General features: G+C 72.8%; 18 protein-coding genes. 13 read left to right on the forward strand and 5 right to left on the reverse strand.

Translation table 11 applies throughout. From position 1 onward, the window contains the following. Positions 1 to 15 precede the first annotated feature (15 nt). The 4 genes from OG444_RS12290 to OG444_RS12305 all read left to right on the forward strand — a co-directional run bounded on the left by OG444_RS12290 (position 16) and on the right by OG444_RS12305 (position 2434). On the forward strand, positions 16 to 396 hold the full coding sequence (locus OG444_RS12290) for a hypothetical protein (protein WP_327262204.1): 381 nt from the start codon (positions 16 to 18) through the stop codon (positions 394 to 396). Positions 397 to 453: 57 nt separating this feature from the next. Then, the gene (locus OG444_RS12295) at positions 454 to 1155 is read left to right on the forward strand and encodes a DUF3105 domain-containing protein (protein ID WP_327262205.1); all 702 of its coding nucleotides are present in this window, start codon (positions 454 to 456) and stop codon (positions 1153 to 1155) included. After that, positions 1152 to 1859 carry a DUF305 domain-containing protein gene (locus OG444_RS12300; protein WP_327262206.1) on the forward strand — a complete coding sequence of 236 codons (708 nt, stop codon included), beginning with the start codon at positions 1152 to 1154 and terminating at the stop codon, positions 1857 to 1859. The genes OG444_RS12295 and OG444_RS12300 overlap by 4 nt, the downstream gene beginning before the upstream one ends. A 155-nt stretch (positions 1860 to 2014) precedes the next feature. After that, on the forward strand, positions 2015 to 2434 hold the full coding sequence (locus OG444_RS12305; RefSeq protein ID WP_327262207.1) for a CBS domain-containing protein: 420 nt from the start codon (positions 2015 to 2017) through the stop codon (positions 2432 to 2434). 10 nt (positions 2435 to 2444) lie between these two features. On the opposite strand, the gene OG444_RS12310 is transcribed toward OG444_RS12305, so the two are convergent. Both OG444_RS12310 and OG444_RS12315 read right to left on the reverse strand, forming a co-directional pair. Next, the gene (locus OG444_RS12310; RefSeq protein WP_327266754.1) at positions 2445 to 3287 is read right to left on the reverse strand and encodes an alpha/beta fold hydrolase; all 843 of its coding nucleotides are present in this window, start codon (positions 3285 to 3287) and stop codon (positions 2445 to 2447) included. 101 nt (positions 3288 to 3388) lie between these two features. Continuing rightward, positions 3389 to 4090 carry a DUF998 domain-containing protein gene (locus tag OG444_RS12315; RefSeq protein ID WP_327262208.1) on the reverse strand — a complete coding sequence of 234 codons (702 nt, stop codon included), beginning with the start codon at positions 4088 to 4090 and terminating at the stop codon, positions 3389 to 3391. A 72-nt stretch (positions 4091 to 4162) separates the two neighbouring features. On the opposite strand from OG444_RS12315, the gene OG444_RS12320 reads away from it, so the two are divergent. From OG444_RS12320 to OG444_RS12335, 4 genes are all read left to right on the forward strand, one after another. Further along, positions 4163 to 4678, forward strand: coding sequence for a hypothetical protein (locus OG444_RS12320; protein ID WP_327262209.1), 516 nt, complete (start codon positions 4163 to 4165; stop codon positions 4676 to 4678). A 128-nt stretch (positions 4679 to 4806) separates the two neighbouring features. Beyond that, complete coding sequence (locus tag OG444_RS12325; RefSeq protein ID WP_327262210.1) at positions 4807 to 6405, forward strand: multicopper oxidase family protein; 1599 nt, start codon at positions 4807 to 4809, stop codon at positions 6403 to 6405. A gap of 172 nt (positions 6406 to 6577) precedes the next feature. Next, the gene (locus OG444_RS12330; protein ID WP_327262211.1) at positions 6578 to 7891 is read left to right on the forward strand and encodes a DUF4190 domain-containing protein; all 1314 of its coding nucleotides are present in this window, start codon (positions 6578 to 6580) and stop codon (positions 7889 to 7891) included. Positions 7892 to 7962: 71 nt separating this feature from the next. Next, positions 7963 to 9717: an NAD+ synthase gene (locus OG444_RS12335; RefSeq protein ID WP_327262212.1), complete on the forward strand. Its 1755-nt coding sequence runs from the start codon at positions 7963 to 7965 to the stop codon at positions 9715 to 9717. 67 nt (positions 9718 to 9784) lie between these two features. On the opposite strand, the gene OG444_RS12340 is transcribed toward OG444_RS12335, so the two are convergent. Next, positions 9785 to 10813 carry an endonuclease/exonuclease/phosphatase family protein gene (locus tag OG444_RS12340; RefSeq protein ID WP_327262213.1) on the reverse strand — a complete coding sequence of 343 codons (1029 nt, stop codon included), beginning with the start codon at positions 10811 to 10813 and terminating at the stop codon, positions 9785 to 9787. Between the two features lie 287 nt (positions 10814 to 11100). Between OG444_RS12340 and panB the strand changes: the two genes are divergently transcribed. The 3 genes from panB to OG444_RS12355 all read left to right on the forward strand — a co-directional run bounded on the left by panB (position 11101) and on the right by OG444_RS12355 (position 13993). Continuing rightward, a complete protein-coding gene (panB, locus tag OG444_RS12345; RefSeq protein WP_327262214.1) occupies positions 11101 to 11979 on the forward strand; it encodes a 3-methyl-2-oxobutanoate hydroxymethyltransferase in 879 nt (292 codons plus the stop codon). A 152-nt stretch (positions 11980 to 12131) separates the two neighbouring features. Beyond that, positions 12132 to 13145: an ATP-binding cassette domain-containing protein gene (locus OG444_RS12350; RefSeq protein ID WP_327262215.1), complete on the forward strand. Its 1014-nt coding sequence runs from the start codon at positions 12132 to 12134 to the stop codon at positions 13143 to 13145. Continuing rightward, positions 13142 to 13993, forward strand: a complete 852-nt coding sequence (locus OG444_RS12355) for an ABC transporter permease (RefSeq protein WP_327262216.1) — start codon at positions 13142 to 13144, stop codon at positions 13991 to 13993. The genes OG444_RS12350 and OG444_RS12355 overlap by 4 nt, the downstream gene beginning before the upstream one ends. A gap of 57 nt (positions 13994 to 14050) precedes the next feature. Here OG444_RS12355 and OG444_RS12360 read toward each other — a convergent pair whose 3' ends face one another. Next, positions 14051 to 17419 carry an AfsR/SARP family transcriptional regulator gene (locus OG444_RS12360; RefSeq protein WP_327262217.1) on the reverse strand — a complete coding sequence of 1123 codons (3369 nt, stop codon included), beginning with the start codon at positions 17417 to 17419 and terminating at the stop codon, positions 14051 to 14053. Between the two features lie 72 nt (positions 17420 to 17491). Here OG444_RS12360 and OG444_RS12365 point away from each other — a divergent pair, with 72 nt between their 5' ends. Next, positions 17492 to 18292 (forward strand): site-2 protease family protein, encoded by an 801-nt coding sequence (locus OG444_RS12365; RefSeq protein ID WP_327262218.1) that lies wholly within the window; start codon positions 17492 to 17494, stop codon positions 18290 to 18292. Here OG444_RS12365 and OG444_RS12370 read toward each other — a convergent pair. Beyond that, positions 18289 to 18477 carry a hypothetical protein gene (locus tag OG444_RS12370; protein WP_327262219.1) on the reverse strand — a complete coding sequence of 63 codons (189 nt, stop codon included), beginning with the start codon at positions 18475 to 18477 and terminating at the stop codon, positions 18289 to 18291. The genes OG444_RS12365 and OG444_RS12370 overlap by 4 nt on opposite strands. Positions 18478 to 18720: 243 nt before the next feature. On the opposite strand from OG444_RS12370, the gene OG444_RS12375 reads away from it, so the two are divergent. Continuing rightward, a complete protein-coding gene (locus OG444_RS12375) occupies positions 18721 to 20793 on the forward strand; it encodes a TerD family protein (RefSeq protein ID WP_327262220.1) in 2073 nt (690 codons plus the stop codon). Positions 20794 to 20828 lie beyond the last annotated feature (35 nt).

Raw genomic sequence — 20828 nt, forward strand, 5'->3', positions numbered from 1 at the left:
TTACCATCTGCGCCCATGGGGGGCCGGCAGTACACGCAGCAGGGGCGTCGAGGACGTCCCGGACTTCGGCGTGCCGTGCTGTTCACGCTCTTCGGGGTGCTGGCCGGAGCGCTCCTGCTGTGTGCGCGCTCGGGCGAGTCGCACGTCTCGGCGGGGGTGCATTCCGTGCAGGCTGCGAAGGCGCACGCCGTCTGCGTGTCGCCGTACGACCTGCCCGGCTGCTCTCCGCTCGCGCACGTCACCCCGGGTGTGCTGCCCGTTCCGCCGCCCGCCGTGACCGGTCCCGTCGGGGATCCGGTGCCCGCCGCGGCGTCCTTGGGGGCGTCGCGGATCCGGCTCTACGGGGCGTCGCCGCGCGCTCCCGACCTGTATGCCCTCCAAGTGCTGCGGACCTGACGGGTCCGGTTTGGTTTCGCGTTCATCCACCCCCCTCAGCAGAAGGAACCAGGGCACATGGCCAGCAAGTCCGGCAGGACCAACCAGAACACCGACCCGAACTCCCGGCAGGCGCGCATAGCCGAGATGCGCCGCGCCGAGAAGATCCGGGAGCGGCGCAACAAGGCCATCGCGATCACCGCCGCGTCGGCGATCGTCGTCGGCCTGGTCGGCTTCGGCACCTGGGTGCTGATCGACCAGAAGCAGGCCGAGGAGCGCAAGCAGGCGGCCGCGGAGAAGCTCCGCAAGGAGGCCGAGGAGATCCGCAAGCAGCCTGTGACGGGCGAGCAGCTCTGGGACGCGAAGAAGCTCGGCCGCAACCACGTCGAGACCCCGGTGAAGTACGAGATGAACCCGCCGGTCGGAGGTGACCACCACCCCCGCTGGATGAACTGCAACGGTGACGTCTACAAGAGCCCGGTGCCGGAGGTGAACGCCGTGCACTCGCTGGAGCACGGCGCGGTCTGGGTGACGTACAACGAGAAGGCTCCCAAGGCCGACGTGGACAAGCTCGCGGCGACCGTCGGCAAGACCCCGTACACGCTGATGAGCCCGGTCAAGGAGCAGACCGGCTCGATCATGCTGAGCGCGTGGGGCAAGCAGGTGACCGTAGACAGTGCGGACGACCCCCGGGTGGCGCAGTTCTTCACCAAGTACGTGCAGGGCGAGCAGACCCCGGAGCCGGGCGCGGCGTGCACGAGCGGGCTGGCCGGCAAGTGAGCCGCCCGGTCCGCGCGGCCCGCCCGGTTCCCCGTACGTACTGGGTCGCGGGCACGGCCGTCCTGCTGGCCCTGCTGTTCGCGGCGGCGGCCACGGTCGCCGCCGCGAACAGCAGGGGTTCCGCCGGCTCCGGCACGCCTGCCGCGACGGCGCCGCGTACGCCGGGGCTGCACTCGCCGGACGCGGGCTTCGCCCGGGACATGGCGGTGCACCACCAGCAGGCGGTGGAGATGTCCTTCATCGTCCGCGACCGCACGCAGGACGAGGCAGTGCGCAGCCTCGCCTACGACATCGCCAACACCCAGGCCAATCAGCGGGGCATGATGCTCGGCTGGCTGGACCTGTGGGGGCTGCCGAAGGTGGTGGCCGGCGAGCCGCCCATGTCCTGGATGGCGGCCTCGGACGGCCACGGCGGGCACGCGGGGCACGGTGCGGCCAAGCCCGGCGCGCTGATGCCCGGCATGGCCACCAAGGAGGAGCTGGAGCAGCTGGGCGCGGCCTCGGGCCGGGACGCGGAGGTGCTCTTCCTCCAGCTGATGACCGACCACCACAAGGGCGGCGTCACGATGGCCGAGGGCTGTGCGCAGCAGTGCGAGACCCCGGTCGAGCGGGCGCTGGCGCAGGGCATGGTCGATGCGCAGCGCTCGGAGCTCACCCTGATGGCGGACATGCTGAAGCAGCGCGGGGCTGCGCCGCGCGGGTGACGGGACACGCCCGTACGGTGGGGGGAGGCGCCCCCTCACCCGTACGGGCGTGTGCTCCACCGCGTGGGCGTGGGCCCGGCGGGCGGGGCGTACGGGGACGCCGCGCCGGACGTGTCCGCGCCCGGCGCCGAACGGCGTGCTCAGGAGGTTCAGCGATGACCACTGCCGCAGACATCATGCACCCCGGGGCCCAGTGGATCCCTGCCACCGAGACCCTCGACCGGGCTGCGCAGCTGATGGCCCGGCTCAATGTGGGCGCCCTGCCGATCAGCGACTCCGAGGAGCGGCTGTGCGGCATCATCACCGACCGCGACATCGTCGTGAACTGTGTGGCCAGGGGCCACGACCCGGAGAAGGTCACGTGCGGTGAAATGGCTCAGGGGACGCCGCGCTGGATCGACGCGGGCGCGGACGTCACGGACGTGCTGGAGGAGATGCAGAGCCACCAGATCCGCCGCCTGCCCGTGATCCGGAACAAGAAGCTGGTGGGCATGATCAGCGAGGCCGACCTCGCCCAGCACCTCTCCGAAGACCAGATGGCCACCTTCGTGGAGAAGGTCTACGCGCGGGTCTGAACCGGCTCCTTCAGCACCCGGCGTTCAGGATCGTCCGGGCCACCTGGTCCGGACGATCCAGCATGATCAGGTGTCCCGCGGGCTCGGCGACCTCGAAGCGGGCGCCGAGCAGGTCGGCGAGGTCCGCCTGGCGGGACAGCCAGTGCAGGGCGCCGCGGCCGGCCGAGCCGTCGTACGCGGCCAGGACGGTGGTGGGGGCGGCCAGCGGGTGCGTCCCGCGCAGGGCCTGCAGTTCGGCGGCCATGTCCGGGTAGCGGGAGTTCTCCAGCAGGGCTCCGCGCCAGACCCGGCCGGTGCGGTAACAGCGTCGTACGAGGTCCTGCGCGGCCGGGTCGGAGCCGCCGGTGCGGGAGGCCCGTACGGTGGCGCGCCGGGCCGACGGCCCCAGCGCGGCCGGCAGGCCCACGGCGGTCACGGCCCGGCCGAGGGCCCGGGCGGCGCCGGTGCGCAGCGCGACGGGCAGGGCCGTACGGGGGTTCTCCTCGACGCTTCCGTCGACCAGGACCAGCGCGGCGGCGCGCTCGGGGTGGAGGCGGGCGAAGGCCTCGGCGTGAAACGCGGCGATGGAGTGCCCGACGACGGTGACGGGGCCGGCCGCGTCGGCGCCGAGCACGAGCGCGAGCGCGTCCAGCAGGCCGGCGATCCGGTGGGCCTCCCCGGCAGTGGTCGGCGGCTCGGTGGCCGGGCCGCTGAGGCCGTGTCCGGGGCGGTCGAAGCGGACGACGGTGCGTCCGGCGGCGACGAGCGGTGCGACGACCGGGTCCCAGTCGAACCAGGCCATGGCGAGCCCGGCGCTCAGTACGCACACGGGGCCGCGGCCCTCGACGACGACGTGCAGCGGGACCCCGTCCACCCGGACGAAGCAGTCGGCGCCGGCGGCGCTCCAGGCACCGTCCCCGTTCCCGTTTCTGTTCCCGCGCACGTTCGCGTTCACGTTCACCTTCACCTTCACCTTCACGTACGGCCTTCCTTGTGCACCGAGTAGGCGAGCAGGCCCAGCCAGAGTGCGACGAGCAGCACCTGGAGCCGCTGGCCGGCGCCCAGGGCCCAGGTGCCGCGCCCGGCGGTGAACATGGCTATCGCGTACAGGGTCCAGGCGGTGGCGGCCAGTTCGAGGGCGACGAGTGCGGGGCCGTAGCGGGCGAGCGGGGCGAACCAGCCGTAGCGGCGGGCGGCGATCGTCAGGGCCACCAGGCCGACCAGCGCGCCGGTCATGGCGAGGCTGCTGCTGACGGCGTGGGCCTGGTGGGTGGCGGGGACCAGTTTGGCGGTCTCCCTGGCGGCGCATTCGGGGTCCACGGTGGGGGTGCAGCTCAGCGGCAGCCAGGCGTCGGCGGCGGTGGCCGCGCCGAAGAGCGTGACCCCGGCCCAGCCGATGACCGCCCAGGGACGGCGGGACTCGGCGTACTTCAGCAGGCGGGAGAGCGCCAGCAGCCCCCCGGCGAAGGCGAGCATCCCGGCGGTGAAGTCGGTGGCCCGGAAGAGGCCGCCGAGCGGCTGGTCCTGGGCGGCGAGTTCGCTGACGTACGTCTGGATGGGGTTGAGGCCCGTGGAGAGGACGACTTCGAGCACCCACGCGGTGTAGGTGGCCGCGGCGAGACCGATCAGTACGGCGACCGGCCAGGCGGTCCGTCGAGAGAGTCCATGTGGGGACATAGTGTGACTAATCCTAGGCAGACCCGGGGTCGGTCCTCCGGTCGGATACCCACCCCGGGTAGGGTTCCCGCCATGACGCGCAGCGCTCAGCGAGCCGCCCCCGGGGCCCGGCTGCTGCTGCTCGCTGCACTTCTGCTGGGCATCGTCACCATGCACACCTTGGGCCATCCGGCTGAATCCCACGCAAGGGAGGACGGATCCCCGGCGCACTCCGTTGCCTCGGAGGAGCAGCCCGAACCGGCGGCGCATGGTGGTGCTCGCCACATTCCGGCACCGGCACCCGCCCCGGCACCCGCCCCGCAGCCGGTCCTGGAACCGGCCCCGGAACCGCGGCCGGCCGCCGAAGGGCCCTCCTCGACGTCCTCCTCGTGGGGTCGCCCGACGCCCGCGACCGGCATGGACCCGATGTCGGTCTGCCTCGCCGTGCTCGCGGGGCTCGTCGTGCTGCTCATCAACGCCGGCCGGGGCGGAAGCCGCGGCGCCGCGCCGCTCGGGGGTGCGGCCCGCATACCGGGCCGGTCCGACAGCGGTCCCGACCCGCCCTCCCCCCGCGAGCTCCTCACCCGGCTGGCGGTCCTGCGGGTATAGGCCCGGCCCCGGCCGTCGCCCCCGCATGCCCGTATGTGCCCGTATGCCCTCGCATGCCCGCGCATGCCCGTGAGGCGGCGCCGAACCGTGCCCATGCATCCGTAACACCACACCCACGAGGTGCTCCCATGCGCTCTCTTCCCACCCGTCGCACCGTGCTCGGCGCGTCCGCGGCCGTCCTCGGCTCCGGGCTGCTCGCCGCCTGCTCGGGCTCTTCCGGATCCTCCGGCGCCGCCGGCGCCGGCCACGGCTCGATGAACCACGGCGGCCCGGCCGCCGACGTGCCCGAGGGGTACGTGGACCCGGCCGGGCCCGAGGTGCGGGCCGCCGAGGCCGCCCGCAAGGCCACCGGCCCCCTCACCGAGGTCAAGGTCACCGCCACCGCCACCCCGCTCGACCTCGGCGGCGGAGTCACCGTCCGCTCCTGGGCGTACGGGGACAAGCTGCCGGGCCAGGAGATCCGGGCCACCGCGGGCGGCACCCTCGCCCTCACCCTGGCCAACAACCTCCCCGAGGCGACCTCCGTGCACTGGCACGGCCTGGCGCTGCGCAACGACATGGACGGGGTCCCGGGACTGACCCAGCGGGCCATCGCCGCGGGCGGGACCTTCCCGTACAGGTTCGCCGTCCCGGACCCGGGGACGTACTGGATCCACCCGCACACCGGGGTCCAGCAGGACCGCGGCCTGTACGCCCCGCTCATCGTCGAGGACCCGAAGGAACCCCTCTCCTACGACAAGGAGTGGGTGGTGGTCCTGGACGACTGGATCGACGGAGTGGACGGCGCCACTCCGGACGCCGTCCTCGCCGAGCTCCGCAAGGGCATGAGCAAGGACGGGGCCCACGCGGCCCACGGGAAGACGCCCACCCCCGCCACCGGCGGCAGCGGCAAGCGCTCCTACGTCGGCATGGGCGGCCACAGCGACTACCTCGGCGGCGACGCGGGCGACGTCGTCTACGCGCACTACCTGATCAACGGGCGGGTGCCGGCCGACCCGTCCGTCTTCACCGCCCGCCCCGGGGACCGGATCCGGCTGCGCATCATCAACGCCGGCGGTGACACGGCCTTCCGCATCGCCCTCGGCGACCACGAGCTCGACGTCACCCACACCGACGGCTTCCCGGTGGAGCGGACGAAGGCGGGATCGCTGCTGCTGGGCATGGGCGAGCGCTACGACGTCCTGGTCACCGCCAAGGACGGGGTGTTCCCGCTCACCGCGCTGGCCGAGGGCAAGGAGGGGTCGGCGCTCGCGGTACTGCGCACCGGGTCGGGGACGGCGCCCACGGCCGGGACCCGGCCCGCCGAGCTGAACGCGCCGCCGCTGATGGCGGACGCGCTCAAGGCCGCCGGAGCGGCCGTACTGGCCCCGCGCGATCCGGACCGTACGGTGGAGATCCGGCTGACCGGCTCCATGACCAGGTACAACTGGGCCTTCGACGGCAAGCCGTACACGCCCGACCAGCGGCACCCGGTGAAGGCGGGCGAGCGGGTGCGGCTGGTGTTCGCCAACGCGACGCGGATGTGGCACCCGATGCACCTGCACGGGCACACCTTCGCCCTGGGCGGGGAGGCGGGCGGGGCGCGCAAGGACACCGCGATCCTGCTGCCGGGCCGGAGGCTGACGATGGACTTCGACGCGGACAACCCCGGGCTGTGGATGATCCACTGCCACAACGTCTACCACTCGGAGTCCGGGATGATGACGGTGCTCGGCTACCAGCTGTAGGCCACGGCCGCCCGGCCGCCGCCCGGCCCCCGGTTCACGGGCGGCCGGGCGAGACCGGGCGAGACCGGGCGCGGTCAGGCGCGGCCGGGCCGGAATTCGGACGGGCTCCGGGCGCGGACATGGCACTCTTGCGGTGATCACGACTACCGCGACAAAGGACGACCCCGCCGGTATGAGCACCCCGCCGACCCCGCCCAGCACCCCCGCCGGTCCGCCGACCGAGCCGGAGGGCACCCCGATACCCGAGACGGACTCCATACCGGCGCCCGCGCAGCCCCTCTCACTGCAGAAGACCCCGGCAGCACCCGAGGCAGCGGCAGCACCCGGGACCCCGGCGGTGGCCGAACCGGAGCCCGCGCAGCCCCTCTCACTGGACAAGACCCCGGCAGCTCCCGAGGAACCTGCAGCCCCGGCAACCCCCGAGGCACCGGCAGCCCCCGAGGCACCCGCGGCCCCCGCGGAGACGCCCGCGGCACCGGCCCCCGCCCCGTGGGCGTTCGCCCCTCCCGGCGCCGGGACGACGCCCCCGCCCGCACCCGCTGCCGCCCCTGCGGCACCCGCGGCACCCGCGGCCGCAGGCTTCGCCCACCCCGGCGCGCCCGCAGCCCCCGGCACGCCCGGAGCCCCCGGCAACGCATGGGGCGAGCCCGCTCCCGGCTTCGCCGGAGCCCAGTACCCCGCGTACCCCGCCTACCCGCAGGACACCGCGCCCGGCAACGGCCTGGCCGTCGCCTCCCTCATCACCGGCGGCTTCGGCATCATCCTCGGCATCATCCCCCTGCTCTTCTGGATGGGCGCCATCACCGCCGCCGTCGGCGTGGGCCTCGGCATCGCCGCGATCGGCCGCGCCAACAAGGGCGCCCCGAACAAGACGATGGCCGTCGTCGGCACCGTGCTCTCCGTGCTGGGCCTGCTCGCCTCGGTCGGCGGGTTCTTCCTCACCGCCATGGTCTTCGACCGGGCCGACCGGGGCTTCGACCGGCGCATCGAGGAGGAGATGGACCTGGACGGGCTCCACCCCAGCGGTGAGCCCTGGCCGTCCGGGTACCCGTCGCCGTCCAAGTCCCCGTCGCCCTCCCAGGTCCCGGGCCTGACCAGCGCGCTGCCCTTCGGCGAGACGTTCACCTACCCGAACGGCATCAAGGTGAGCCTCTCGGTCCCGACGAAGTTCGAGCCGAAGGACAAGTACTCCCGCGAGCGGATCAAGAACGCGGTCCAGATGACCGTCACCATCACCAACGGCACGAGCACCCCGCACGAGGTGATCTACGCCATGCCCAACGTCCGCGACGACAAGGGCATGACCGCGGAGGTGGTCTTCGACGGGGGCAGCGTGCCGAAGATGATCCGGGGCTCCATCATGCCGGGCGAGTCCGCCAGCGGACTCGTGGCCTTCGAGGTCCCCGAGGGCACCAAGAGCCTCACCGCGGACATCTCCGCCGGGACGATGCTCGACGACGTGAAGTACGCCGGCCCGATCGGCTGACGGAGCGTCACCACGCAGGAAACAGGCGGGGCCCAGGACATCGCGTCAGAAAGACGATTACACTGGGCCCCGTGCCTCAACTTCGACTCGCTCTGAATCAGATCGACTCGCACGTCGGCGACATCGCCGCCAACGCCGACTCGGTCGTCCACTGGACCCGGCACTCCGCCGAGCAGGGCGCCCACCTGGTGGCGTTCCCGGAGATGATGCTGACCGGGTACCCCGTCGAGGACCTCGCCCTGCGCGGCTCCTTCGTGGAGGCCTCCCGTACCGCTCTGCGCGAGCTCGCGGCGCGGCTCGCGGCCGAGGGCCTCGGCGAGCTGCCGGTCGTCGTCGGCTACCTCGACCGCACCGAGCGGGCCGTGCCCCGGCTGGGCCGTCCGGCCGGCTCCCCCGAGAACGCGGCCGCCGTGCTGCACCGCGGGCAGGTCGTCCTGCGGTTCGCCAAGCACCACCTCCCCAACTACGGCGTGTTCGACGAGTTCCGGTACTTCGTGCCGGGCGACACGCAGCCGGTGATCCGGGTGGGCGGGGTCGACGTGGCCCTGGCCATCTGCGAGGACCTCTGGCAGGAAGGCGGCCGGGTGCCGGCCACCCGCTCCGCCGGGGCCGGGCTGCTGATCTCCGTCAACGCCTCCCCGTACGAGCGCAACAAGGACGACCAGCGCCTCGAACTGGTCCGGAAGCGGGCCCAGGAGGCCGGCTGCACCCTCGCCTACCTGGCGATGATCGGCGGCCAGGACGAGCTGGTCTTCGACGGCGACTCGATCGTCGTCGGCGCCGACGGGGAGGTCATCGCCCGCGCCCCGCAGTTCTCCGAGGGCTGCGTCCTGGTCGACCTGGACCTGCCGGCCGCCGGCACCGAAGCGCCCGAGGGCGTGGTGGACGACGGACTGCGGATCGAGCGCGTGATCCTCTCCGAGGAGCCCGTGGAGCCGTACGAGCCGGTCGTCACCGGCGGCTACGCGGAGCGGCTCGACGACGACGAGGAGGTCTACGACGCGCTGGTCGTCGGGCTGCGCGCCTACGTCAGGAAGAACGGATTCCGCTCCGTTCTGATCGGGCTCTCCGGCGGCATCGACTCCGCACTCGTCGCCGCCATCGCCTGCGACGCGATCGGCGCGCAGAACGTCCACGGCGTCTCGATGCCCTCGAAGTACTCCTCGGACCACTCCCGCAGCGACGCGGCCGACCTGGCCGAGCGCACCGGGCTGAACTTCCGGACCGTCTCCATCGAGCCGATGTTCGACGCCTACATGGGCTCGCTGGGCCTGACCGGCCTGGCCGAGGAGAACCTGCAGTCCCGGCTGCGCGGCACCATGCTGATGGCGCTCTCCAACCAGGAGGGCCACATCGTGCTGGCGCCGGGCAACAAGTCGGAGCTGGCCGTCGGCTACTCCACCCTGTACGGCGACTCCGTGGGCGCGTACGGCCCCATCAAGGACGTCTACAAGTCGGACGTCTTCCGGCTCGCGGAATACCGCAACCGGGCCGCCGCCGAGCGCGGTGAGGTCCCGCCGATCCCGGAGAACTCGATCGTGAAGCCGCCGAGCGCCGAGCTGCGCCCGGGCCAGGTGGACACGGACTCGCTGCCGGACTATCCGGTGCTCGACGCGATCCTGGCCATGTACGTGGACCGCGACCAGGGCATGGACGCGATCGTCGCGGCCGGCTTCGAGGCGGAGCTGGTGGCCAGGACCCTGCGGATGGTGGACACGGCGGAGTACAAGCGCCGCCAGTACCCGCCGGGCACGAAGATCTCGGCGAAGGGCTTCGGCAAGGACCGCCGGCTGCCCATCACGAACGGCTGGCGCGAGCGGGCGTAGCGGATGCGCGAGGGCCCCGGCCACTCTCCGGGGAGAGCGGGCCGGGGCCCTCGCGCAGGTACGTCCGTCAGGGCTTCACGGTGACCCGGGCCGCGACGGGAAGGTGGTCACTGCCCGTACGGGGCAGGGTCCAGGAGGCCTCCGGCCGGATCCCGCGGACCATGATCTGGTCGATCCGGGCCATCGGGAACTCCGCCGGCCAGCTGAAGCCGAAGCCGTCGCCCGCGGCTCCCTGGGTGGAGCGCATCTGCGAGGTGACCTCGGAGAGGGCGCGGTCGTTCATGGTGCCGTTGAGGTCGCCGAGCAGGATGACCTTCTTCAGCGGTTCGGCGGCGAGCGCGGCGCCCAGCGCGTCGGCGCTGTCGTCGCGCTGGTTGGCGGTGAAGCCTGCGTTCAGCTTGACCCGGACCGAGGGCAGGTGGGCGACGAAGGCGGCGACCGGCCCGTGGGGGGTGGCGACGGTGGCGCGCATGGCCCGGGTCCAGCCCATCCGGATGTCGACGGGCGCGCTGCCGCTGAGGGGGTACTTGCTCCACAGGCCGACGGTGCCCTCGACCGAGTGGTACTTGTACGTGGCCGCGAGGGCCTTCTCGTAGACGGGGACGGCGCTTCCCTTGAGCTCGGTCAGGGCCAGGACGTCGGCCCCGGAGCGGGCGACCGACTCGGCGGTGCCGCGCGGGTCGGGGTTGTCGGCGTCCACGTTGTGGGTGGCCACCACCAGGTTCCCGCCGGCGCCGGACTTGTCGCTGACCAGGCCGCCGAAGAGGTTCGCCCAGACCGCGGCCGTCAGCAGGACGGCGATGAGCGCGGTGGCGGACCTGCGGTAGACGGCGCCGGCCAGCAGGAGCGGGACGGCCAGGCCCAGCCAGGGCAGGAAGGTCTCGGTGAGGCTGCCGAGGTTGCCCACGTCGTTGGGCAGATCGGCGTGGAAGATCATGACCAGCGAGATCAACACGGCGATCCCGGCGAGCACCAGTCCGCGCCGCCAGATGCCCGGGTCCCTGCGCAGTGCGGTCAGCCGGCGCCGGAGGCGGGTTCCGGAGGGCTCGGGGTCCGAGCCGCCGTTCCCCGACTCCGTCATGTACGCCTGTGCCATACCACTGCCCTCACTGCCGCGCTCGCGCTCCGTCCCCGCCCCTTGACCCTAGGCGATGAACCGGAGCCTTCCGTGCCGTACGTCACGACCGCCGGTCACGGTCGTACGTCCGGGAGGACGAACGGCCGTGCGCAGGGGGTTCCGCTTGTCACGAAACGCGCACATTGGATCCCGTGGCGGGGCTCGCAGCGCGGACCACTTCCGCCTTCGGCCCCGCGGGTGCCACCATGGGGGGTGAGTCCGGGGACGCCGTAAGGGCGCCTCGAGATGAACAAGGAGCAGTTGCAATGACGCATGCCGTTTCGCCTGCCCGCGAACCCGCAGCAGCATCTCCGTCGGGCACACCCACCCTGTACGGAGGCACGGGCACCCGGCGCATCACCGTCCGCGACCTCACCCTCGCCAAGGAACGCGGCGAGAAGTGGCCCATGCTCACGGCCTACGACGCCATGACCGCGTCCGTCTTCGACGAGGCCGGCATCCCGGTCATCCTCGTCGGCGACTCCATGGGCAATTGCCACCTCGGCTACGACTCCACCGTCCCGGTGACGATGGACCAGATGACCATGCTCTCGGCGGCCGTCGTACGCGGCACGAGCCGCTCGCTGGTCATCGGCGACATGCCGTTCGGCTCGTACCAGGAAGGCGCCGTGCAGGCCCTGCGCAGCGCCACCCGTCTCGTCAAGGAGGCCGGGGTCGGAGCGGTGAAGCTGGAGGGCGGCGAGCGCTCGCTGGCCCAGACCGAGCTGATCGTGCAGTCCGGCATCCCCGTCATGTCCCACCTGGGCCTGACCCCGCAGTCGGTCAACGCCATGGGCTACCGGGTGCAGGGGCGCGGTGACGAGGCCGCGCACCAGCTGCTGCGCGACGCGAAGGCGGCGCAGGACGCGGGCGCGTTCGCGGTGGTGCTGGAGCTCGTTCCGGCCGAGCTGGCCGCCGAGGTCACCCGGTCCCTGCACATCCCGACGGTCGGCATCGGTGCGGGCGCGGAGTGCGACGCGCAGGTACTGGTGTGGACCGACATGATGGGCCTGACCGGCGGGAAGATGCCGAAGTTCGTCAAGCAGTACGCGAAGCTCCGCGAGACCATGACCGGCGCGGCGAGGGCCTTCGCCGAGGACGTGGTCGGCGGAACGTTCCCGCAGGCGGAGCACGCCTTCCACTGACGGGGTGGGCCGGGCTCCCCCGGCTCCCCGGCAGTCCGCCGACAGCCCGCCGACCGCGTGTCGGCGGGCTGTCGTACGTCTGCCGTACGTTTGTCGTACCTCTGTCGGTCGGCTGTCGGTGCTTTGTCAGTGGCGGCTGCTCCCATAGGGGCATGACGCGAAACGACAACAAGCCCAACGCCGTGGAGGTACGGGGGCTGGTCAAGCACTACGGCGAGACCAAGGCCCTCGACGGTGTCGACCTGGATGTCCGGGAGGGCACGGTCCTCGGGGTCCTCGGCCCCAACGGCGCAGGCAAGACCACGCTGGTCCGCTGCCTCTCCACCCTGATCGTCCCGGATGCCGGCACCGCGACCGTCGCGGGCTACGACGTGGTCCGCCAGCCGCGCCAGCTGCGCCGCACCATCGGCCTCACCGGCCAGTACGCCTCGGTCGACGAGAAGCTCTCCGGCTGGGAGAACCTCTACATGATCGGGCGGCTGCTCGACCTCTCCCGCAAGGACGCCCGCCGCCGCGCGGACGAGATGCTGGAGCGGTTCTCCCTGACCGAGGCGGCCAAGAAGGCCGCCATGAACTACTCCGGCGGCATGCGGCGCCGGCTGGACCTCGCCGCCTCGCTGATCGGCAACCCGGCCGTGCTCTACCTGGACGAGCCGACCACCGGTCTCGACCCCCGCACCCGCAACGAGGTGTGGGACGAGGTCCAGCGCCTCGTCGCCGAGGGCGCGACCGTGCTGCTCACCACCCAGTACATGGAGGAGGCCGAGCAGCTCGCCAGCGAGCTCACCGTCATCGACCGCGGCAAGGTCATCGCCAACGGCAAGGTCGACGAGCTGAAGGCGCGCGTCGGCGGCCGCACCCTCAAGATCCGCCCCGTGGCCGCCTCGGACCTGCCGGGCATGGCCCGCTCGCTGGCCGAGGCCGGACTGGACGGCGTGGCCGGCAGCCAGGCCGTACCGGACGAGGGCGTCCTGCTGGTCCCGATCCTGAGCGACGAGCAGCTGACGGCCGTGGTCGGCCTGCTGGCCGCCCGCGGGTACGCGATCGCCGACCTCGGCACCTACCTGCCCAGCCTCGACGAGGTGTTCCTGGCCATCACCGGCCAGAAGCCCGCCGCCGTCGAGGACTCCGTTCCCACCGAGAAGACCGAGGAGGTCGCGGCATGAGCACCGTAACCACGACGAAGCCCGCGCCCACCGCGCCCGGTCCGGCCTCGGTGGCCGCGTACCCCGGCGAGGGCCGGATCGGCCTGCGGGCCAACCTGCGGCACATCGGCGCCCTGGTGCGCCGCAACGCCCTGCAGATCAAGCAGGATCCCGAGTCGATGTTCGACGTCGTGTTCATGCCGATCATCTTCACGCTGCTGTTCGTGTTCGTCTTCGGCGGTGCGATCTCCGGCAAGGGGAACCAGGCGGACTACGTCAACTACGTGGTCCCGGGCCTGATGGCCATGATGGGCATGAACATCGCCATGGGCGTCGGCACCGGGGTCAACGACGACTTCAAGAAGGGCGTCATGGACCGGTTCCGGTCGATGCCCATCGCCCGGTCGTCGGTGCTCATCGCCAAGATCCTCGTCGAACTGGGCCGGATGATGGTCGCCATCGCGATCCTGCTCGCGGTGGGCTTCCTGCTCGGTCTGTCGATCAAGGGTCCGGTGGTGGGCCTGTTCCTCGCCATCGCTCTGTCGGCCGTCTTCGGCGCCTCGCTGATGTGGATCTTCGTTCTGCTCGGTCTCACCCTGAAGACCCCGCAGGCCGTCCAGGGCATGGCGATGATGGTCCTGATGCCGCTGCAGTTCGGCAGCTCGATCTTCGCCCCGCCGACCACGATGCCGGGCTGGCTGCAGTCCTTCACGGACTACAACCCGCTGTCGAACCTGGCGGACGCCGCCCGTGCGCTGATCAACGGCACTCCGGTCGGCGACTCGGTGTGGATGACCCTGGTCTGGTCGCTCGCCATCACCGCGGTCACCATGCCGCTCGCGGTGCGGAAGTTCCGCCAGAAGACCTGACCCGCGGACCGATCCGTTCCGGATCGCGTCCCGGACGGACACCGGCCGGGGGCCGGGTCAGATGAGGGCGGTGGCCTCCTCCAGGGAGAGGCCACCGCCTTCGGCGTACGCCTTCTCGTAGGCGGCGTCCCCCAGCGCCGCCCGTGCCAGATCCTGCGCTCGGGCGAAGTCATCGCGCTCCGTGGTGACGGGGAAGTGCCCGGGCGGCAGCAGCGCCCGGTAGGCGCCCAGCAGCCGGGCCGCGTCGTACTCGCGGCGCGGGCCCCCGAGCGAGGCCAGGGAGACGGCCGCGGTCATCAGGTAGACCGCCGGCATCTGCGGGGCCACCATCCGCGCCATCGGGTCCGAGGCGGTCCCCAGAGCCTGGCGCAGCCGGCCGAGGGCCTCCTCGTACAGCCCCTCCTGGTTGTCCAGCCAGCCCATCGTGCCGAGCAGGAAGCCGTCGAAGATGGCGAACGCGCCGAAGGCGAACTCGTCGCGCAGGAGCTGCAGCTGGCGGCGTGCCTCGGCGAGCCGACCCGTGCGTCCGAGGATGCCCGCGAGGAACATCCGGGCGGCGGGCATGGCCTCGTTGCCGTACCGCTGGACCGTGGCGGTGATCTCGGTGAGGATCTCCTCGGCCTCCTCGATCCGGCCGTCCTCGGTCAGCGTTCCGGCCATGCGTACGCGCAGCACCGTCACCTGGGCCATGGCGCCGAGGCGTTCGGCGTACGCGATCGCCTCGCGGTAGTCGCGGGCGGACAGCGCGTACTCCCCGCGCTTCTCCCGGGCCTCGGCGCGGGCGGACAGGGCCTCGGCGCAGCCCCAGGCGTCGCCGAGTTCGCGGAACAGGGCCAGGCTCTCGTCGGCGTCGCGCGAGGCGTCCCCGGCCCAGTCGGCCCGGTTGGCGAGGATATTGGCGCGCAGCTGGAGCGCGGAGGCGAGCTCCCAGCGGTAGCCGAGCTCACGGGCGGTGGCGACGGTCGCCTCGACGACCTTCCGGAGCAGCCCCGGGTCGCCGGCGATCATGACCGCGTAGATCCACAGGGAGGCGGGGGTCCGGCAGGTCTGCGGGAGTCCGGGCCGGTAGGTGGCGAGGACCCCGTCGATCAGGGCACGGACCGCGGGGGTGTTCCAGTTCTCGTTGGTCTGGTCGCGCGAGGCCAGCAGGACCAGGTTGAGGGCGCGCCAGCCCTCGGTGCGCGTTTCGCCGGAGTAGGGCGGGGGCGTGTCGACGAGCCGTTCGTAGATGGGCTCGGCGGGGGTGACGGGCGCCTCGAACGGGTTGGGGCCGAGCGCGGCGGCGGCCTCGGCCCAGTGCCGGGACTCGGAGCGCAGGTCGTGCATGTGCCAGTACCAGCCCAGGGAGTGGACCAGGCAGAGGGCTTCGTCTGCGTCGCGGACGGCGATGGCCCGGCGCAGGGCGGTACGCAGGTTCTCGTACTCGGTGGCGAGCCGGTCGGCGGCGGCGCGCTGGCCGTGGCCGCGCAGCACCGGTTCGGTGGTCCGGGCGAGTTCGCGGTAGTGGACGAGGTGGCGGTGCTCGGTGGCCTCGCGGTCGCCGTGGGTCTCGGCGAGGCGCTCGGCGGCGTACTCGCCGACCGTCTCCAGCAGGCGGTAGCGCATGGCGGAGCCGTCGGATCCGGGGGCGGCGACGACCAGGGACTTGTCGACGAGGGAGCCGATGACCTCGGCGGCGTCGTAGGAGGCGGGATCGGAGGGGTCGGCGCAGACGGCCTCGGCGGCGTCCAGGTCGCAGCCGCCGGCGAAGACGGACATCCGGCGCAGGGCCGTGCGCTCGGGCTCGTCGAGGAGGTCCCAGGACCAGTCGACGACCGCGCGCAGGGTCTGCTGGCGGGGCAGGACCGTACGGGCGCCGCTGGTCAGGAGCCGGAAGCGGTCGTCGAGGCGGTCGGCGATCTGGCGCGGGGTGAGCAGCCGCAGCCGGGCGGCCGCCAGCTCGATGGCGAGCGGCAGACCGTCGAGGCGGCGGCAGATCTCGGCGGCCGCGGCGGGGTCCTCGTCGACCGTGAAGCCGGCGCGGGCGGCGGCCCCGCGGTCGCCGAGCAGCCGCAGCGCGATCGGGTCGGGCAGCGGTTCCACCGGGCGCAGGGACTCCCCCGGGACGCCGAGGGGTTCGCGGCTGGTGGCCAGGATCCGGACGCCGGGGCAGTGCGTGAGGAGCCGTTCGGCGAGGGCGGCGGCCGCGCCGATGACGTGCTCGCAGTTGTCGAGGAGCAGCAGGAGCCGGCGCCGTGCGCAGTGCTCGGCGAGCCGGTCGAGGGGGTCGTCCCCGGCGCGTTCGGTCAGGGCCCGCAGTTCCTCGGCGGCGGCGGCGCGCAGCTTGGTCTCGCGGGCGCCGAGCGCGGCGAGGGTGGCTTCGGCGACGTCCTCGGGGTCGCCGGGCCCGTCGATGGGGGCCAGTTCGACCAGCCACACGCCGTCGGGCCAGGCACTCTCGTCCTGGGCCTCGGCGGCCTCCTGGGACAGCCGCGTCTTGCCCGCGCCGCCGGGTCCCAGGAGCGTGACGAGGCGGGACCGCGCCAGGTCCTCGCCGATGGTGCGGATGTCGTCCTCGCGCCCGACGAAGGTGGTCAGGCGGGCGCGCAGGTTGCCCGCGGACACGGGGGCGGGTTCGGGGGCGGCCGCGGACGGGGCGGCCGTCGTGGCGGTGGCGGTCATGGCGTTGGCGGTCGTGGCGTTGGCCGTGGCGTTGGCCGTGGGGCGCGGGGCGGGATCCGAGGCCAGCAGTTCGGCGTGCAGGGCGCGCAGTTCCGGGCCCGGGTCGGTGCCCAGCCGGTCGGAGAGCTCCCGGCGGACGCTGTCGTACGCGGCCAGTGCCTCCGCCGGGCGGCCCGCGTCCCGCAGGGCCTTGATGCGCAGGGTGTGCAGCGGCTCGTCCAGCGGCTGCCGCGCGCACAGCGCGGTCAGCTCCGGCAGGAACCGCTCCGCCTCGCCCAGCGCCAGGGCCGCGGCGAGGCGTCCCCGGCGCGCGTCCGTCCGTACGGCCTCCCAGCGCGCGGCCTCCGCGCCCGGGTCCGGCAAGTCGGCGAGGGCCGGTCCGCGCCACAGGGTGAGGGCCTCCTCGTACAGGGCCGCCGCGCCGGCCGGATCAGCGGCCTCGCCCGCGGCCCGGACCAGCCGCTCGAAGCGGTACAGGTCGATGTCCTCCCGCCCGGCGACCAGCTCGTAGCCGCCCTCCGCGGAACGCACGGCCGCGTGCCCGAGCGCCCGCCGCAGCCGGGCCACCAGCGCCTGCAGGGCCGCGGGCGCGTCGGCCGGCGGGTCCGCGTCCCACACCTCGGCGACGAGCAGCCGGGCCGTCACCACCCGCCCCGGCCGCAGCGCGAGCGCGGTCAGGAGCGCCCTGAGGCGTGCTCCGCCGACGGCCACGGGGGTCCCGTCGTCGTGGATGGCCTGGGCGGTTCCGAGGATTGCGTAACGCACCGGCCCATTGTCCCCGCACCCGGCCCGGGACCCGCACCGTTTTCCGTCGAGCCCGCGGGATAGGTTGCCCGCATGGGTCATCAGGGCGGCCGCGGTGAGCGGCAGATCAGTTCGGTATTCCTCGGCATCGTCGCGATCATGGCCGTCACGGGCTGGGCGGTGTGGACGGGCTACTCGACGAGCGCCGGTCTCGCCGTGTTCCTCTTCGTGACGTCGGCGTGGATCGTCTCCCTGTGCCTGCACGAGTACGCGCACGCCCGGACCGCCCTGCACGGCGGCGACCTCACGGTGGGCGCAAAGGGCTACCTGACGCTGAACCCGCTCAAGTACACGCACGCGCTGCTCAGCATCGTGCTACCGGTGATCTTCGTGATCCTGGGCGGCATCGGCCTGCCCGGCGGCGCGGTCTTCATCGAGCGCAGCCGCATCCAGGGTCGCTGGAAGCACAGCCTCATCTCGGCGGCGGGCCCCCTGACCAACGTGGCCTTCGCCCTCGTGTGCACGGCCCCGTTCTGGCTGGACGCCCTCGAAGGGGTGCCGCTGGGCTTCCGCTACGCGCTCGCCTTCCTCGCCATGCTCCAGGTCACGGCGGCGATCCTGAACTTCCTTCCGGTACCGGGCCTCGACGGCTACGGGGTCATCGAGCCCTGGCTGTCGTACCGGGTGCGCCGGGAGGTGGAGCCGCTGGCGCCGTTCGGCCTGCTGGCCGTGTTCGCGCTGCTGTGGATCCCTGGCGTCAACGCGTTCTTCTTCGACGCGGTGGACGGCCTGATGTCCGCGCTCGGAGTGTCGGACCTGGAGACGTACTGCGGCCGCGACCTCTACAACTTCTGGCGGGACACCGACGGCTTCTGCGCGATGCCGCAGGACTAGGCGTTGCGGGCGGCGGCGGCCTTCTCGGCCTTCGCCTTGCGCAGGTAGTACCAGGCCATGTTGGACGTGAGGCCGGCCAGCAGCACCCACACGATCCCGAGGAAGCTGCCCTCCACGAAGGCGACGACGGCCGCGGCCACCGCACAGACGCAGACGACAACGGCGAAGACGGCAAGGCGGGGCATGGGTGGGGCTCCTCGGAAACACTGAACGGGGTCGAACCCGTCCAGTGTCCCCCATGCCGCGCAGTGCTGCCGTAAGGACCGCCGGTGACCGCACCGGGAGCGCGTTTCCGGCTTCACGTGACCTTCGGTACCCCAGGGCACTACGGTCGGCGGACACGCGCCGTGTCTGCGCGCGTGACAGAACGAACAGCCCGGCCTGCTCGGCCCGCGACGGACGACACCGGGTGAGTGGGGGGAACACGCATGCAGGAGATCTCCAAGGGCGCGAACGTCAGCCTGACCGCCCTCAGTGAGGACGCCGGAGCGGTCGTCGTGAGCCTGGGCTGGACCAGCGCCACCGGAGCCGGCGATGCCGACGTCTCCGTGCTGCTCCTGGACGAGAACGGCAAGATCCGCAGCGAGAACGACTTCTACTTCTACAACAACCCCGCTGCTGCGGACGGCAGCGTGCAGCTCCTCGGCAAGACGCCCACCGCCAACGGCGACGAGGACCGCATCAGCGTGGACCTCACCGCAGTCCCCGAGGACGTGGCGCGGATCGTGGTGGCGGCCAGCCAGTACGGCGGCGCGCGCTTCGGCGATCTGGACGACCTGCGGATGACCGTCGCCGACCGGTCGGGGGAGCCGCTCGTCGGGTACTCCATCGAGGACGCGGGCGTGGAGACGGCCTTCATCTTCGGCGAGCTGTACAGGCGCGGCGAGGACTGGAAGTTCCGCGCCGTGGGACAGGGGTACGAGACCGGGCTCGCCGGGCTGGCCACGGACTTCGGCATCGATGTGGACGAGGGCGCCGAGGAGTCCCCCACTGGCGCCGCGGCCCCGGCCGAGGACACCGGGCCGGAGACGGCCGACGTCGCCCCCGTCGCCGACGCCGCCGCCGTGGCCGCCGTGGCCGCCGTGGCCGTGGCCGTGGCTCCGCAGGAGGGCGCACCGTCGGCGGTGGTGGCCGTGGCGGCGGCGGAGCAGGCGGGCGCCATCGTGCCCGCCCAGACCCGCGGACGCACGCCGCGCACGACGAAGAAGAAGGTCACGCTGCCCAAGGTGGCCAAGAAGTCGCTCGCCGAGAATGACACCTGGCGGACCGCGCGGCTCTTCCCCGTGCCGTCCCTCAAGAGCGACAAGGAGCGCGAGGTCCGGGCGACCTCCGTCCTGCTCTCCGTCATGGCGCAGGTTCCCGAGCTCGGCCGCCGCCTCACCGCCGGGTTCGGGGCGCCCGCCGGTCGGATGCAGACCTTCACCGAGGTGCCCCTCCCCCACGGCGACACCCCGAAGCGGCCGGACGGGGTGATCCGGGTGGAGCGGGCGGGCAAGCTGTGGACCGCCCTCGTCGAGACGAAGACGCACGGCAACCCGCTCAAGGACGAGCAGGTCCAGCAGTACATGGACATCGCGGCCCGGCGCGGCTACGAGGCGGTGATCACGCTCTCCAACGATGTGGCCCTGGACGGCTCGCCTGTAGTCGATGTCAAGATCGACCGGCGGCGCAAGCACAAGGTCAGCCTCTGGCACCTGTCGTGGGCGGAGGTGGCCCACCAGGCCCAGATGCTGATCCGCCACGAGGGGGTCGGCAACGCCGCCCACGCCTGGCTGCTCCAGGAGTTGCTGGACTACCTCCAGCACGAGAACTCGGGCTGCCACGGGTTCCAGAACATGGGCCCCGCCTGGGTGCCTGTCCGCAAGGGCATCGAGGACGAGACCATCAGCCCGGACGACGTGCGTGCCGTCGGCGTCGTCGAGAGCTGGGAGCGGCTGATCCGCCAGGTCTGCCTGCGCCTCGGCGGCGAGTTGGGGCAGAAGGCCCTGCCGGTGCAGCGCACCCGGCGCGACAGCGACCCCGGGGCGCGCCGGGTCGCGGCGGCCGAGGCGCTGTGCGCCGACGGGAGGCTGTCGGCCGAACTGCGGATCGACGGTACGAGTTCTGTGATCGCCGTCACCGCCGATCTGCGGACCGGCAAGGTCCGCACGTCGGTGGACATCCCCGCCCCGGAGGGCTCGTACCCGCTGGCGACGGCGAAGCGGCTGCTGCGGGTCCTGGCCGAGGCACCGGCGGACCTGCACGTCCAGACTCTGGTGGAGGGCGAGAACGGGCCGCGCGGCACGCTGGAGCGGCTGCGGCCCGAGCCTGGCGACCTGCTGCCCAAGGACGGCGCGGCGCCGACCGGGTTCCGGCTGTCGCTGATCAAGGGGATGGGCAACACCCGCGGCAACACGGAGTCGGGCTTCATCCGCGGCGTCGACGACGCCGTCGACCGTTTCTACCAAGGGGTGGTGGCACACCTGGGCGCAGTCGAGGCGCGCGGCGGCCGCCGCGGCTGATCCGGGGCGCCGTCGGGCCCGGCGGCCCGGTCCCG

This window comes from Streptomyces sp. NBC_01232 (genome assembly GCF_035989885.1).
Classification (GTDB): domain Bacteria; phylum Actinomycetota; class Actinomycetes; order Streptomycetales; family Streptomycetaceae; genus Streptomyces.

Bases quoted from the DNA above. Each gene is read 5' to 3' on its own strand.
- OG444_RS12290 (WP_327262204.1), top strand. From the start codon at position 16: ATGGGGGGCCGGCAGTACACGCAGCAGGGGCGTCGAGGACGTCCCGGA.
- OG444_RS12295 (WP_327262205.1), top strand. From the start codon at position 454: ATGGCCAGCAAGTCCGGCAGGACCAACCAGAACACCGACCCGAACTCC.
- OG444_RS12305 (WP_327262207.1), top strand. From the start codon at position 2,015: ATGACCACTGCCGCAGACATCATGCACCCCGGGGCCCAGTGGATCCCT.
- OG444_RS12315 (WP_327262208.1), bottom strand. From the start codon at position 4,090: ATGTCCCCACATGGACTCTCTCGACGGACCGCCTGGCCGGTCGCCGTA.
- OG444_RS12320 (WP_327262209.1), top strand. From the start codon at position 4,163: ATGACGCGCAGCGCTCAGCGAGCCGCCCCCGGGGCCCGGCTGCTGCTG.
- OG444_RS12325 (WP_327262210.1), top strand. From the start codon at position 4,807: ATGCGCTCTCTTCCCACCCGTCGCACCGTGCTCGGCGCGTCCGCGGCC.
- OG444_RS12330 (WP_327262211.1), top strand. From the start codon at position 6,578: ATGAGCACCCCGCCGACCCCGCCCAGCACCCCCGCCGGTCCGCCGACC.
- OG444_RS12340 (WP_327262213.1), bottom strand. From the start codon at position 10,813: ATGGCACAGGCGTACATGACGGAGTCGGGGAACGGCGGCTCGGACCCC.
- panB (WP_327262214.1), top strand. From the start codon at position 11,101: ATGACGCATGCCGTTTCGCCTGCCCGCGAACCCGCAGCAGCATCTCCG.
- OG444_RS12350 (WP_327262215.1), top strand. From the start codon at position 12,132: ATGACGCGAAACGACAACAAGCCCAACGCCGTGGAGGTACGGGGGCTG.
- OG444_RS12355 (WP_327262216.1), top strand. From the start codon at position 13,142: ATGAGCACCGTAACCACGACGAAGCCCGCGCCCACCGCGCCCGGTCCG.
- OG444_RS12365 (WP_327262218.1), top strand. From the start codon at position 17,492: ATGGGTCATCAGGGCGGCCGCGGTGAGCGGCAGATCAGTTCGGTATTC.
- OG444_RS12370 (WP_327262219.1), bottom strand. From the start codon at position 18,477: ATGCCCCGCCTTGCCGTCTTCGCCGTTGTCGTCTGCGTCTGTGCGGTG.
- OG444_RS12375 (WP_327262220.1), top strand. From the start codon at position 18,721: ATGCAGGAGATCTCCAAGGGCGCGAACGTCAGCCTGACCGCCCTCAGT.